12 protein-coding genes and 1 other RNA gene are annotated in these 12939 nt (G+C 69.3%); 6 read left to right on the top strand and 7 right to left on the bottom strand.

Annotated features, from left to right (window positions below):
• Window positions 1-34: 34 nt before the first annotated feature.
• Window positions 35-1261 carry a 23S rRNA (adenine(2503)-C(2))-methyltransferase RlmN gene (gene rlmN, locus ACIQCY_RS09850; RefSeq protein WP_400483711.1) on the bottom strand — a complete coding sequence of 409 codons (1227 nt, stop codon included), beginning with the start codon at window positions 1259-1261 and terminating at the stop codon, window positions 35-37.
• Window positions 1262-1492: 231 nt separating this feature from the next.
• On the opposite strand from rlmN, the gene gndA reads away from it, so the two are divergent.
• Window positions 1493-2929 (top strand): NADP-dependent phosphogluconate dehydrogenase, encoded by a 1437-nt coding sequence (gene gndA, locus ACIQCY_RS09845; RefSeq protein ID WP_400483710.1) that lies wholly within the window; start codon window positions 1493-1495, stop codon window positions 2927-2929.
• A 73-nt stretch (window positions 2930-3002) separates the two neighbouring features.
• On the opposite strand, the gene epsC is transcribed toward gndA, so the two are convergent.
• From epsC to msrA, 3 genes are all read right to left on the bottom strand, one after another.
• A complete protein-coding gene (epsC, locus tag ACIQCY_RS09840) occupies window positions 3003-3590 on the bottom strand; it encodes a serine O-acetyltransferase EpsC (protein ID WP_400483709.1) in 588 nt (195 codons plus the stop codon).
• A gap of 63 nt (window positions 3591-3653) precedes the next feature.
• Window positions 3654-4589: a cysteine synthase A gene (gene cysK / locus ACIQCY_RS09835; RefSeq protein ID WP_400483708.1), complete on the bottom strand. Its 936-nt coding sequence runs from the start codon at window positions 4587-4589 to the stop codon at window positions 3654-3656.
• Between the two features lie 106 nt (window positions 4590-4695).
• Window positions 4696-5220, bottom strand: coding sequence for a peptide-methionine (S)-S-oxide reductase MsrA (gene msrA, locus ACIQCY_RS09830; RefSeq protein ID WP_400483707.1), 525 nt, complete (start codon window positions 5218-5220; stop codon window positions 4696-4698).
• 105 nt (window positions 5221-5325) lie between these two features.
• On the opposite strand from msrA, the gene ACIQCY_RS09825 reads away from it, so the two are divergent.
• From ACIQCY_RS09825 to ACIQCY_RS09815, 3 genes are all read left to right on the top strand, one after another.
• The gene (locus tag ACIQCY_RS09825) at window positions 5326-6201 is read left to right on the top strand and encodes a Nif3-like dinuclear metal center hexameric protein (RefSeq protein ID WP_400483706.1); all 876 of its coding nucleotides are present in this window, start codon (window positions 5326-5328) and stop codon (window positions 6199-6201) included.
• Between the two features lie 86 nt (window positions 6202-6287).
• Window positions 6288-7037, top strand: coding sequence for a zinc ribbon domain-containing protein (locus tag ACIQCY_RS09820; RefSeq protein WP_400483705.1), 750 nt, complete (start codon window positions 6288-6290; stop codon window positions 7035-7037).
• Entirely contained in the window at window positions 7034-7981 is a 948-nt protein-coding gene (locus ACIQCY_RS09815) for a reverse transcriptase-like protein (protein WP_400483704.1), read from the top strand. The genes ACIQCY_RS09820 and ACIQCY_RS09815 overlap by 4 nt, the downstream gene beginning before the upstream one ends.
• Before the next feature lie 23 nt (window positions 7982-8004).
• On the opposite strand, the gene ACIQCY_RS09810 is transcribed toward ACIQCY_RS09815, so the two are convergent.
• Complete coding sequence (locus tag ACIQCY_RS09810; protein ID WP_400483703.1) at window positions 8005-8766, bottom strand: YaaA family protein; 762 nt, start codon at window positions 8764-8766, stop codon at window positions 8005-8007.
• A 76-nt stretch (window positions 8767-8842) separates the two neighbouring features.
• Between ACIQCY_RS09810 and rnpB the strand changes: the two genes are divergently transcribed.
• Both rnpB and ACIQCY_RS09800 read left to right on the top strand, forming a co-directional pair.
• Window positions 8843-9239: RNase P RNA component class A (rnpB, locus tag ACIQCY_RS09805), an RNA gene on the top strand.
• A gap of 576 nt (window positions 9240-9815) precedes the next feature.
• A complete protein-coding gene (locus ACIQCY_RS09800) occupies window positions 9816-11108 on the top strand; it encodes an MFS transporter (RefSeq protein ID WP_400483702.1) in 1293 nt (430 codons plus the stop codon).
• Window positions 11109-11141: 33 nt separating this feature from the next.
• On the opposite strand, the gene def is transcribed toward ACIQCY_RS09800, so the two are convergent.
• Both def and ACIQCY_RS09790 read right to left on the bottom strand, forming a co-directional pair.
• Window positions 11142-11714 carry a peptide deformylase gene (def, locus tag ACIQCY_RS09795; RefSeq protein WP_400483701.1) on the bottom strand — a complete coding sequence of 191 codons (573 nt, stop codon included), beginning with the start codon at window positions 11712-11714 and terminating at the stop codon, window positions 11142-11144.
• Window positions 11715-11718: 4 nt separating this feature from the next.
• A complete protein-coding gene (locus tag ACIQCY_RS09790) occupies window positions 11719-12891 on the bottom strand; it encodes an acyl-CoA dehydrogenase family protein (RefSeq protein ID WP_400483700.1) in 1173 nt (390 codons plus the stop codon).
• Between the last annotated feature and the right edge of the window lie 48 nt (window positions 12892-12939).

Here is a 12939-nt window from a genome sequence, read left to right as displayed (position 1 = left end):
GGCTCGGCGGGCTGCCGCGCCAATCGGGGTGGCGCTACTCGCCGGCCGCGAGCTGGCCGCAGGCGCCGTCGATCTCCTTGCCGCGGGTATCCCGCAGCGTGGTCGGGATGCCGGCAGCGCGGAGGCGGTTGATGAACTCGGTGGAGACGCTCTTCTCCGAAGCCGTCCAGATGGATCCCGGTGTCGGATTGAGCGGGATCGGGTTGACATGCACCCAGCCGCGCCCGCGCTGGTTGAGCTTCTTGGCCAGCAGGTCCGCACGCCAGGCGTGGTCGTTCATGTCCTTGATGAGCGCGTACTCGATACTCACCCGGCGCCCGGTGGTGCGGTAGTAGTTGTACGCCGCGTCCAGCGCCTCATCGACCTTCCAGCGCGTGTTCACGGGGATGAGCTCGTCGCGCAGCTCGTCGTCGGGGGCGTGGAGGGACAGCGCGAAGGTGACCGGCAGGGACTCCGCAGCCAGCTTGTTGATCGCCGGTACCAGGCCGACCGTGGACACGGTGATGTTCCGGGCCGACATGCCGAGGCCCTCGGGGGAGTCGTCGACGAAGCGGTGCAGCGCGGCCATCACGCGCTTGTAGTTGGCCAGGGGTTCACCCATGCCCATGAAGACGATATTGGTGACGCGGTCGGCGTCGTGCCCGCCATCGGTGCGCAGGTCTCCCAGCGCCCCCTCGGCGAGGGCCCGGTTGGCGGCGACGACCTGGTCGACGATCTCCGCCGTCGACATGTTCCGCGTCAGTCCGGCCTGGCCCGTCGCACAGAACGGGCAGTTCATGCCGCAGCCGGCCTGCGAGGACACGCACAGGGTCACGCGGCCGGGGTAGCGCATCAGGACGGACTCGACGAGCGCGCCGTCGAAGAGGCGCCAGAGGAACTTGATGGTGTCGCCGTTGTCCGTGGTCAGGCGTTTCACCTCGGTGAGCAGCGGCGGGAACATGGCCTTGACCAGTTCCTCGCGCCCGGCCTTCGGCAGGTCGCTCATGTCCGCCGGGTCCGTCGTGTAGTGCGAGAAGTAGTGCGTCGACAGCTGCTTCGCCCGGAAGCCCTGGTGCCCCAGTTCCTTCAGGCGCTCCTGGCGTTCGGCAAGCGTGAGGTCGGCGAGGTGGACCGGTGGCTGGCTGACGCGGGGCGACTTGAACTGCAGCAGTGGCCGGCCGTCGCTGGAGACGATCGGTTCGGCGCCCTCCACCTCGGGGCGCACCTGGGGGCGCGCGGAAGCGGGGGCGGGGGCGGCGGGGGTGATCGTAACGTCGGACATCCTTATCATTCTTTCACGGATCGTGCCAGCGTCCCAGCCGGGCGCGTGTCGCATGGGACACGCCGCCCCTGCGGGGAGCGGTGACATAAAACGCCGCGTGCGGCTGCGGGTGTGGCGGCGGGTGTCGGGACGGTAATAGTGTGAAAGCGACCGGATAGCCCGCGCTGCATGCGCCGGAAGCGCCGGGACATGCAGCGCCATGCATGCAGCTGACAAACGACGGAGAACACATTGAGCGCACAGATCGGCGTCACAGGCCTGGCAGTCATGGGAGCGAACCTCGCCCGGAACCTTGCCCGCAACGGGTACACGGTGGCCCTGCACAACAGGTCCATCGAGAAGACGGACGCCCTGCTGGAGAAGCACGGCGGCGACGGCGAGTTCATCCGCACCGAGACCCTGCAGGAACTCGTCGACTCCCTCGAGAAGCCGCGCCGGGTGCTGATCATGGTCAAGGCCGGCAAGCCCGTGGACTCGGTGATCGACCAGCTCACGCCGCTGCTGGAACCCGGTGACATCGTGATCGACGGCGGGAACTCCCACTACGAGGACACGCGCCGCCGCGAAGCCGCCCTGTCGAAGCACGATCTCCACTTCGTCGGCGTGGGTGTCTCGGGGGGTGAGGAGGGTGCGCTCCTGGGCCCGTCGATCATGCCGGGCGGTTCGCGCGAGTCCTACGACTCCCTCGGCCCGATGCTCGAGAAGATCTCGGCCAAGTACAACGGCGAGCCCTGCTGCCGCTGGATCGGCACCGACGGCGCCGGGCACTTCGTGAAGATGGTGCACAACGGCATCGAATACGCGGACATGCAGGTCATCGGCGAGGCGTTCGACCTCCTCCGGTCCGGGGCGGGGATCGAACCGGCGGACCAGGCGAAGATCTTCACCGACTGGAATTCGGGGACGCTGTCCTCGTTCCTGATCGAGATCACGGCCGAGGTGCTCGGCCACACCGACGCGCGCACGGGCAAGCCCTTCGTCGACGTCGTCGTGGACGCGGCGGGCCAGAAGGGGACCGGCCGCTGGACCGTCGTCTCGGCGCTGGAACTGGGGAGCCCGACGTCGGGCATCGCGGAGTCGGTGTTCGCCCGCGCGCTGTCCTCGCAGCTGGAGCAGCGGGTCCTGGCCCAGGACATCCTGCAGGGCCACGAGGGCACCGTGGACCTGCCGGAGACCTTCGTCGAGGACGTCCGGCTGGCCCTGTACGCGTCCAAGCTCGTCAGCTATGCCCAGGGCATCGACATGCTCACCGCTGCGGCGAAGGAGTACGGCTGGGAGCTCGAGCTCGACGAGATCGCCTCCCTCTGGCGTGCCGGCTGCATCATCCGGGCCGAGCTGCTCGACGACATCATGAAGGCCTACGCGGGCGAGGACCGGCCGGCGAACCTCCTGCTGGCCCCGGCCTTCGCCGAAGCGATCGCCGGCGCCGTCCCGGCCTGGCGCCGGGTCGTCTCGACCGCCGTCCAGCTGGGCATCCCCGTCCCGGTGTTCTCCGCGTCGCTGGCCTATTACGACGGCCTGCGCCGCACGCGCCTCCCGGCCGCCCTGACGCAGGGTCTGCGCGACCTCTTCGGAGCGCACACCTACAACCGTGTCGACACCGAGGGCACGTTCCACACCCTGTGGGGCGAGGACAAGTCCGAGATCGAAGCCGTCGACACCCACTGACGGACCCTTGCACGACAGAAGCCCCGGACCGCGGTCCGGGGCTTCTGTCGTCGCAGCTGGATGGTCGTTGCCGCTAGATGTAGATGGCGGGGTCCACGTACTCCGCGGGGTCGACGGCGGGCTGCGTCTCGCGCCGCGAATCGCGGTGGCGGAACGTGGCCGGGATGCCCGTCACGATCGAATCGGGAGGAGTGTCCTTCACGACGACGGCATTCGCACCGACAGCGCTGCCCGCACCGATGGTGATGGGCCCCAGCACCTTGGCTCCCGCCCCGATGGTCACGCGGTCGCCGATGGTCGGGTGGCGCTTCACCTTCTCGAGGGAGCGTCCGCCGAGGGTCACACCCTGGTAGAGCATGACGTCGTCACCGATCTCGGCGGTACCGCCGATCACGACACCCATGCCGTGGTCGATGAAGAACCGCCGGCCGATGGTCGCGGCCGGATGGATCTCGACGCCGGTGAGCGCCCGCGCGAACTGGGCGAGTGCACGGGCGGGGAAGCGCAGCTTCTCGTTCCGCCACATCCGGTGGGTCAGGCGGTGCACCCAGATGGCATGGAGCCCCGAGTACACCACGGTGTTCTCGAAGGAACCACGGGCAGCCGGATCGTGGGTGCGCGCGGTCTCGAGGTCCTCGCGCAGTCGTTCTAGAAAGCTCACCGGCTACCTTCTCGTGGCATGGTCGTGGTCGTTGGCAGGTATCAGGAGGTCGTGCGGGCGGAGTCAGCCGCGGATGTCGTCGAAGAGCACCGTGGAGATGTAGCGCTCGCCGAAATCGCACACGACGGCCACGATGAGCTTACCGGCGTTCTCGGGGCGCTTCGCGAGCTCGAGGGCGGCCCACACGATGGCTCCCGACGAGATGCCGCCGAGGATGCCCTCCTGCGTGCCGAGCGCACGGGCGATACGCACGGAGTCCTCCACCGTGGCATCCAGCACCTCGTCGTAGACCTCGCGGTCGAGGTTCTCGGGGATGAAGTTCGCGCCGAGGCCCTGGATCTTGTGGGGGCCGGGTGCGCCGCCGTTCAGGATCGGGGAATCGGCAGGCTCGACGACGACGATCTGCACTCCGGGCTTGCGCTCCTTCAGCACCTGGCCGACGCCGGTGATGGTGCCACCGGTCCCGACGCCCGCCACGAAGATGTCGACCTCGCCGTCCGTGTCCTCCCAGACCTCCTCGGCGGTGGTGGTGCGGTGGATGGCCGGGTTCGCGGCGTTGGCGAACTGCTGCGCCCAGATGGCGTTCTCGGTCGTCGCGACGATCTCCTTGGCCCGCTCGACGGCGCCGCGCATGCCCTCGGATCCGGGTGTGAGGACGATCTCGGCACCGTAGGCGCGGAGCATCACGCGACGCTCCGTGGACATGGTCTCCGGCATCGTCAGGATCACCCTGTAGCCGCGGGCGGCGCCGACCATCGCCAGGGCGATGCCCGTGTTCCCGGAGGTCCCCTCGACGATCGTCCCGCCCGGCCGGAGGGCACCGGCCTTCTCGGCGGCGTCGACGATCGCCACGCCGATCCGGTCCTTGACGCTGTTGGCAGGGTTGTAGAACTCGAGCTTGACGGCAACCTGGGCGTCGAGCCCTTCGGTCAGGCGGTTGAGGCGGACGAGGGGAGTCCGTCCCACCAGTTGTGTGACGTCGTCGTAGATCTTTGCCATGCGGGAGCCTGCCTGTTCGGAGGTGGAAGGGTTCGACGTCGGCGGGCGGTTCCGGAACCGCCCCGGGACCGACGGCGGTCAGCTTAACGGGTGGGGTGCCGTGCGCCTACGCGGCGAGCCACTGGGCGTAATATTTCCGGGCCTTGGAGAGCTTCGGGTTGATGATCACCTGGCAGTAGCCCTGCTCGGGGTGCTTCGCGTAGTAGTTCTGGTGCCAGTCCTCGGCCACGTGGAACTGCGGGAGCCTGCTGACCTCGGTGACGATCGGGTTCTTCCAGTTCTCCTGGTTGCGGCGGATCGCGTCCTCGAAGAGTTCCTTCTGCGCCGCGTCCTGGTAGTACATGACGCTCCGGTACTGTGTGCCGACGTCGTAGCCCTGGCGGTTGAGGGTGGTGGGGTCGTGGGACACGAAGAACATGTCGAGGATCACGTCCTCGGGAATAGCGGTCTCGTCGAAGCTCACCGCGACCACCTCGGCGTGCCCGGTCATTCCCGAACAGACGGAATCGTAGTCAGGGTGCTTCGTGTGGCCGCCGGTGTAGCCGGAGACGACCTCGGTCACGCCGCGAGTCTTCTGGTAAAGGGCATCGAGGCACCAGAAACAGCCCCCTCCGAGCACAAAAGTCTTCATGTCTGTGTCAATGCGCGGGATGGGCCGATGATTCCCGTCGGACATCAGTCCGCAGTGAACCCTGCGGACTTGGAGGGCCGGTCGGCGGCGGGTATTACTGATGTCATGGAACAGAACGAGCACGACGCCGGGCAGCCTTCCCCCGCGCCGACCGTCGGCGACGTCCTGCTGGCCATCGAGGAACTGTGGCCCGAGAGCCTCGCCGAGGGGTGGGACGCCGTCGGGCTGGTGGCGGGCCGGTCGGAGAACCGGGTCGGGAAGATCCTGTTCACGGTGGACCCTACGGCCGCCGTCCTCGACGAGGCGCTGGGCTGGGGGGCGACGATGATCGTGTCCCACCATCCCCTCCTGCTGAAGCCCGTCTCGACCGTTGCGGCAGCCGGCTTCAAGGGCGAGGCCATCCACCGGCTCATCGAGGCAGGCTGCGCCCTCGTGACGGTCCACACCAATGGCGACAGCGCGGTCGGCGGAGTGTCCGACGTGCTGGCCGACGCGCTCGGGCTGCAGGACGTCGAGCCGCTGGCTCGGGCCGCCGACGGCCTGCCCGAGGAGGGCATCGGGCGCGTCGGGAACCTGGCGGCGCCGCTCGCCCTCGGTGCCTTCGCCGAGGCCGTCTTCTCCATCCTGCCCGCCGTCGCGGGCGGCGTGCGGGTGGCCGGCGACAAGGACGCACTCGTCCGCAGGGTCGCCGTGTGCGGGGGAGCGGGGGATTCCCTGTTCGACAGCGTGCGCTCGAGCCAGGCCGATGTGTACGTCACCGCGGACCTCCGCCACCACCCGGCGTCGGAGGTGCGGGAGGCGGCAGCCGGGAAGGCGCCCTACCTCATCGACGTCTCCCACTTCGGCAGCGAGTGGCTCTGGCTCACGCCTGCCGCCGACGCCCTGGGCAACGTGCTCACCGACCAGGGCTTCACCACCGATATCCGGGTCAGCGGCGTCAACACCGACCCCTGGGACTTCGTCCTCACACCCGGCCACTGACGCCCCGCGGATGCCGTGTGGCCTAGGCTTGGACGACATCCGCGTCCGCACGTCGCGCCCCACCCGTCCGATCCTGGAGGTTTACCGTGGCCAAGGCTGCACCCGAGGAACAACTCCGCCTGCTCGACCTGCAGGCACTCGACTCGACCCTCAACAAGCTGACCCGCCAGGCTGCCGCTGCGCGCAGCAACCCCGAACTCGGCACGGTCGCAGCCCGGGTCGCGGAGGTGGACGCCGAACTCGTGAGGGCCAGCACCGAACTGGGGGACCTCGAGCGTGAGCTGACCCGCGCGGAGGACGAGGTGCAGAACGTCGTCGACCGCCTCGATCGTGATGAGAAGCGCCTCAACAGCGGAACCGGGACCTCGAAGGACCTGACGGCGCTGCAGCACGAGGTGGCCTCGTTGACGAAGCGCCGCTCGGACCTCGAGGACGTGGAGCTGGACGTGATGGAACGGGTGGAGGCCGCACGTGCCGCGCGGACGGAGGTCCAGGCCCGCACCAACGCCGTGCGCCACGAGCTCCGGGCCCTCGAGGAGGCGCGCGACGTCGAACTCGCCGACATCGAGCTGCAGCGCGTCGACGTGCAGGCACGCCGCAACGAGCTGGCATCCACCTTCGACACCGGGCTGCTCGCCCTCTACGAGCGCATCCTCGCCAGGCGCGGCGTGGGGGCCGCCCGATTGTTCCACGGCAAGTCGGAGGGCTCCGGCATGCAGCTCAGCCCCGGCGACCTCGCCGACATCTCGAGCGCAGCGCCCGACGACGTCGTGCTCTGCCCGGATTCCGGGTGCATCCTCGTCCGGTCCGGCGACTGGGGGAACCAGCAGCCGTGACGGATCAGCAGTTGTTCGACCCCTACGCGTCCTCGGACACCGACGAGCCGGCAGCGACGGGAGTTCCCGCGCGGCTCATCGTCGAGGCCGACGGCGGGTCCCGCGGCAATCCCGGGCATGCCGGGTACGGCGCGCTCGTGCGCGATCCTGACTCCGGCACGATCCTCGTCGAGAAGGCGGCGTACATCGGCAAGGCCTCCAACAACGTCGCCGAATACTCGGGCCTCGTGTCGGGGCTCGAGCTCGCACGGGAGATCAACCCGCAGGCCTCCGTGCACGTGAAGATGGACTCGAAGCTCGTCGTCGAGCAGATGTCCGGCCGGTGGCAGATCAAGCACGCCGACATGCGCGTGCTCGCTGCGAAGGCACGGAAGGTCCTCGATCCGCGTCGGGTGACCTACGAGTGGATCCCTCGTGAGCGGAACAAGGACGCCGACCGGCTCTCCAACGAGGCGATGGACGCAGGGATGGCCGGTGTCGAGTGGAAGCCCCGAGCAGCCGCCGTCCGGGCACGTGAACCCGAGCCTGCCGCCGAGGCGGTCCCACGCCCGGCGGGCCGGCTCCACCACCTCGAGGTGTGGACGCGGGATCTGGCGGCGGCGGAAGCGAGCCTCGGCTGGCTGCTGGAACGGCTCGGCTTCCCCCGCAAGGAGTCGTGGAAGGACGGGATCAGCTACGGATCCGAGGAGTTCTACGTCGTGCTCGAGAGCGGACCCGACCTCGCCGCGGGAGGCCACGAGCGCCGTCGGCCGGGAGTGAACCACCTCGCGTTCCGTGCGGGCTCACGGGCGGACGTCGATCTGCTGGCGCGGCGGGCGACGAGCCACGGCTGGTCCCTGATGTTCACCGACAAGCACCCGTTCGCGGGCGGACCCGATCATTACGCCGCCTACCTCGAGAACGCCGAGGGCTTCGAGGTGGAACTGGTCGCCGACCGACGGTAGCTGCACGCTCGGTACCTGCCCGCTCAGTCGAGCAGGATGTCGAGTTGGGCCGGCCTGCGGGCTGTCGCCGGACGGAGGTCCGCCGCCCATCTCTCGCGGGTTGCCCGCAGCAGGGCCTCCGGGGTGGCCGGCGCCGAGCCGCGCCGCGTGAGCAGATGGCGCGCGAGCTCGCCACGCGTGTGCTTGGCGAAGTGGGAGACGACGGTGCGCTTGCCGTTCCGCAGCTGGAAGACGTTCACAGCTGCGCTCTGGTGCACGGGCGGAGCCCAGGCGGCGGCATAGGTGCTCGATCGGCAGTCGACGACCAGCCCGGTCCCGGCGTGCCGGGCCAGCGGAGCAGCCAGGTGCTTCCTCCAGAAGCCCGCGAGGCGTCCCGTGCCGGGGAGGTCGACGGACATCGAGAGCCGGTAGGCCGGTATCCGGTCACCGAAGGCGATCGCACCCCACAGGCCGGACATGACGACGCACTGCTCGCGCGCCCTGCGCTTCTGCACGGAGGTCATCCCGGCATAACCGAGCGCGTCGTACAGGACGCCCGAGTAGACATCGTGCGCGGGGGCGGCAGGCGCGACGTCGAGCAGGAGGTTCCGTTGCACGTCCTCGACCAGGGACGCACCGACGCCGAGGACCGCATGCGCGTCCTCAGCGCCGCTGACGGTCCTCAGGGCGTCGAGGACGTCCCTGCGCGCATGGTTGAGCTCGGGGAAGTGGAGCTCCTCCAGCTGTAGCGGGCCACCCGTGCGGGCGGCGGACTTGCCTTCGGACGGGGGAAGCAGGATCAGCACCGGACAACCCTATCCAACCTCGGAGGCGTTCCCGTGCGCGCCGCCCGGCCCCGCTCGGCCTAGAATGGACGACGGATGGGTCGACCAGGCGGCCGCGTTGGACGGTGCTCGCACCGCTCCACCGAGGAACGTCCGGGCTCCGCAGGGCAGGGTGGTGGGTAACGCCCACTCGGGGTAACCCGCAGGCCAGTGCCACAGAAAAGAGACCGCTGCCCGCTGCAGGCTTTCGCCGGCGCGGGCAGTAAGGGTGAAAAGGCGGTGTAAGAGACCACCAGCACGCCGGGTGACCGGCGTGGCTCGGTAAACCCCACCCGGAGCAAGGCCAGACAGTGCGCGATCGAGGGCTGCCCGCCCGAGTGCACGGGTAGGCCGCTGGAGGGCGTCGGCAACGGCGTCCGTAGATGGATGGCCGCCACTCGCGCGACGGCAACGGCGCGCGATGACAGAACCCGGCGTATCGGTCGACCCATCCCCCGACCGACCGCGGACTCCGCGCGAAGCCCTGTTTCCGGGCGTCCTGCCGGCCGTCGCGGCAGCTGCCGGCCGCCCGGCGCGTCGTACGTTGTCGATCGCCCCCGGTCGGCCTAATCTGTGATCACCGGCGCGGGGTCTCATACGCAGGCGCGGCGGTATGAACGGGTCGGCCTTCTGCTGGGGCTTTCGGGGCCGGCCCGTTCACCTCGACCTGACCGGCCACGCTCGCGAGCCGTGCATTAAACGGTCCCCCGTACCCGGTCTCAAGAGGTAGGGGGACCGCCCGGCGTCTATAGCCGCCTCGGGAGCGCATCGACCGCGGTACTGCTGGGGGAACGACCGCGGGAGACACTCCCACCTTCTATTTTCCGCCTCCACGCACTGCTCGGCAATCGAATCGGGCCCCGCTAAGCCAGAAGAGAAATCGGGAACTTCTCCCGACCCGGGGCTCAAATCATTGCCAGAACGAACTATTGTCGGTGGAAGCCCCCCGATCGTCAAGAGTGCCCGAAGTGCTGTCCGGAATTGGCGGAAAGCGGCCGATGACACTAGCCGCGCTCGGCTAGTGTGATCGGATGAGCGCTGGCGGTACCGGGACGAGACACCTGCTGGTGCGCAACCGTAACTTCCGTGCCCTGATGATCTCGAGCACGTCAGGGGTGCTGGGCAACGCGGTCGCGGCCGTGGCACTGCCGCTCATCGCCGCAGTCGAACTCGATGCCGGTAACTTCGAGGTGGCAGCCCTCGCGGGCATGACCTTCCTGCCGTGGCTGCTGCTCGGCCTCATCATCGGGGTCTGGGTGGACCGGCTCCCGCGCAAGCCGGTGATGCTGGCCGCGCTGGCCGCACGCGTCGTCGTCCTCGCCCTGCTGCCACTCGGGTTCTGGCTCGGCTTCCTCAGCACGCCCCTGCTGTTCGCCGTGGCCTTCGTGGCCGGGGTGGCGTCCGTCTTCTTCCAGCTCGCGGACGCGGCCCTGGTACAGCAGGCGGTGACGGCCGATGAACTCATGGAGGGCAACGGCCTCATCACCGGATCCGGCGCCGCGGCGGATGCCGCAGGCCGCTCTGCCGCGGGGCTGCTGACCAGCGTGGCGGGAGCGTCGAACACGCTGATCGTGCAGCTGGCGACGTCGGTCGTCTCCCTCGTCGCCGTCCAGCGCCTGGACGTGAAGGAGGTCGTGCAGCCGCAGAGCGACCGGCGCATCCTCCGCGAGATGTACGAGGGCCTCCGCTACACCTTCAGCACGGCCCCGCTGCGCGCCATCCTCTTCAACGCCGCCCTGTGGAACCTAGGCGGGAACATCCCTGCCTCCCTGCTCGTCCTGCTGGTGCTGAGGACCGTGGGGGAGTCGGAGGTCTGGCTCGGGCTGCTCCTGGCCGCGGCGTCCCTCGGAGGTGCGGTGGGTGGAGTCACTGCCCACTCCATGGGGGAGCGCTTCGGCTCAGGGCCGCTCTGGCGCTGGTCCATGGTGCCGGGAGTGTTCGGCTACGCCTCCCTCTTGATGCTCTCGCCGGGCTGGGGCATGCTCTGGGGGGCCGCGGGCATGTTCGTCATGGGCGCGAGCGTCGCCTGGAATATCGTCGTGGGGTCCAGCTTCCGGCAGCGGGTGTGCCCCCCGGGAATGATGGGGAGGCTGGGAGCCGCTTCCCGGACGGTGAGCTGGGGGATGCTCGCGCTCGCGAGCCTGCTGGCGGGGATCCTCGCGGAGACGATCGGCATCCGTGATGCCGTCCTGGTCGGCGTCGTCATCGCGTCCCTGGCGCCGCTCGTGGCCCTGCTCGGACCGCTTCGCGGCGTCAGGCGCCTGGAGGACCTCGTCGAGGCTCCCGCGCCCGGCCCCGGAGTGGAGGTGCGGAAGAACGCCTGACCGGGGGTCGGCAGCGGTCCTGCCCGCGGCGGGTCAGTGCCCGAAGGGATCGGGATCGACGCCGGGCAGCCAGGTCAGTCCGGGGACTCCCCAGCCGTTGTTCTTCAGGGCCTTCTTCGCTTTCCGCGACTCCCGCGCATTGAGGCGGTCCACGTACAGCTTGCCGTCCAGGTGGTCGTACTCGTGCTGCATGCATCGGGCGAACCACCCCGTGGCTTCGAATTCGACGGGGGAGCCGTCGCCGTCGAAGCCGGACACACGGACCCAGTCGGCGCGCTTGAGCGGGAACGCTTCCCCGGGTACGGACAGGCAGCCCTCGGCCTCGTCGTCGGGATCGGGGTCGGAACCGGGGACCTTCGAGGTCACGAGGGTCGGGTTGACGAGGACGCCGCGGGGAGCGACGTCGTCGTCGTTCTCCATCCCGTAGACGAAGATGCGCAGCCCGACGCCGATCTGCGGCGCGGCGAGACCGACACCGTTCGCGACGTCCATGGTCTCGAACATGTCGGCGATCAGCGTGCGCAGCTCGTCGTCGAAGGCCTCGACCGGCAGGGCGCGGCGGTGGAGCACCGGCTCTCCCATGATCGTGATGGGGTGGACTGCCATGGACCTACCTGTTCTGGGCGGGACGGTCGGCGATCGACCGGCCGATGGACTCACGCATGATCTCGCTGGTGCCGCCGAAGATGGTCAGCAGCCGTGCGGCCAGGAAGGCCTGGGAGACCGGGTACTCGAGGATGTAGCCGTAGCCGCCATGGAGCTGGAGGCACCGGTCCGTGATCGATTTGGCCCGCTCGCTGGCCCACAGCTTGGCCTGCGCTGCCGCCGTCGGGGTCAGCGAGCCGGCATTGAACGCGAGCACGGCCTGGTCGACGAAGGTCTCGGTCACCTCCACCTCCGTCAGCACGTCGGCGAGGACATGGCGGGTGTTCTGGAAGTCGAGCACCCGCTCGCCGAACGCACTGCGGTCGGTCACGTACCGTACGGTCTGCTCGTAGGTCGCCCGGGCGAGGGCGGCGGAGGCGACGGCGATGCCGAGACGGCCCTGGGGGATCTGCTCGAGGCTGTACCGCAGTCCCTGTCCCACCTCGCCGACGAGGTCCCCGCCGGGAACACGCACGCTGTCGAAGAACAGCTCCGCCGTGTCCGAGGCCCTCAGGCCCATCTTGTCCAGCTGGCGGCCGGGGGTGTAGCCCTCGCCCCTGCGCACCATGAAGAGGGAGAAGGAGTCGCTGGACCCACGCCCCGAGCTGCCGTCGGTGCGTGCGAGCACGAGGGAGGCATCACCGCTGATGCCGTTGCCGATGAAGACCTTCTGCCCGGTGATGAGCCAGTCGTCGCCGTCGCGCACCGCCCTGGTCCGGATGCCCCGCAGGTCGCTGCCGGCCCCCGGTTCCGTCCACGCGCACGAGGTGACGATCTCGCCCGAGACCATGCCGGGGAGCCACCGCTCCTTGAGGTCGTCCGATCCGTGGGCGAGCAGGTGGGGGAGGACGAGGTCGTCGTGCAGGTGGAAGGCGAGTCCGACGGCGAGGTGGTTGCTGCGGGCGAATTCCTCGTCGAGGACGGCCCGGAAGCGGTAGTCCGGCATCCCCGCGCCGCCGAACTCCTCCGGAACGGCCAGTCCGAGGATTCCCTGCTCTCCCGCCGCGGTCCACACGGACCGGTCCATCATGTGCTGCTGGTCCCACCCTGCGTAGTGGGGGGCGACGGCGCGTTCATTGAACTCGCGGGCGACGTCGCGGAAAAGCTCGTGATCCTCTTCGAACACCGTGCGTTCCATCGTCTTGGTCCTTCGTTGCTGTCAGCCGGAGGAGGCACAGGCCGCGAC

The organism is Arthrobacter sp. NPDC092385, from assembly GCF_044755105.1.
GTDB lineage: Bacteria > Actinomycetota > Actinomycetes > Actinomycetales > Micrococcaceae > Arthrobacter_D.
The sequence above is the reverse complement of the archived record's forward strand: the minus strand, read 5'-3'. Positions and strand labels throughout refer to the sequence as shown.

What these genes read in the sequence shown, in the direction of transcription:
- cysK (WP_400483708.1), bottom strand. Translation starts at nt 4,589, where the DNA reads ATGGCAAAGATCTACGACGACGTCACACAACTGGTGGGACGGACTCCC.
- ACIQCY_RS09790 (WP_400483700.1), bottom strand. Translation starts at nt 12,891, where the DNA reads ATGGAACGCACGGTGTTCGAAGAGGATCACGAGCTTTTCCGCGACGTC.
- ACIQCY_RS09800 (WP_400483702.1), top strand. Translation starts at nt 9,816, where the DNA reads ATGAGCGCTGGCGGTACCGGGACGAGACACCTGCTGGTGCGCAACCGT.
- msrA (WP_400483707.1), bottom strand. Translation starts at nt 5,220, where the DNA reads ATGAAGACTTTTGTGCTCGGAGGGGGCTGTTTCTGGTGCCTCGATGCC.
- def (WP_400483701.1), bottom strand. Translation starts at nt 11,714, where the DNA reads ATGGCAGTCCACCCCATCACGATCATGGGAGAGCCGGTGCTCCACCGC.
- rlmN (WP_400483711.1), bottom strand. Translation starts at nt 1,261, where the DNA reads ATGTCCGACGTTACGATCACCCCCGCCGCCCCCGCCCCCGCTTCCGCG.
- ACIQCY_RS09825 (WP_400483706.1), top strand. Translation starts at nt 5,326, where the DNA reads ATGGAACAGAACGAGCACGACGCCGGGCAGCCTTCCCCCGCGCCGACC.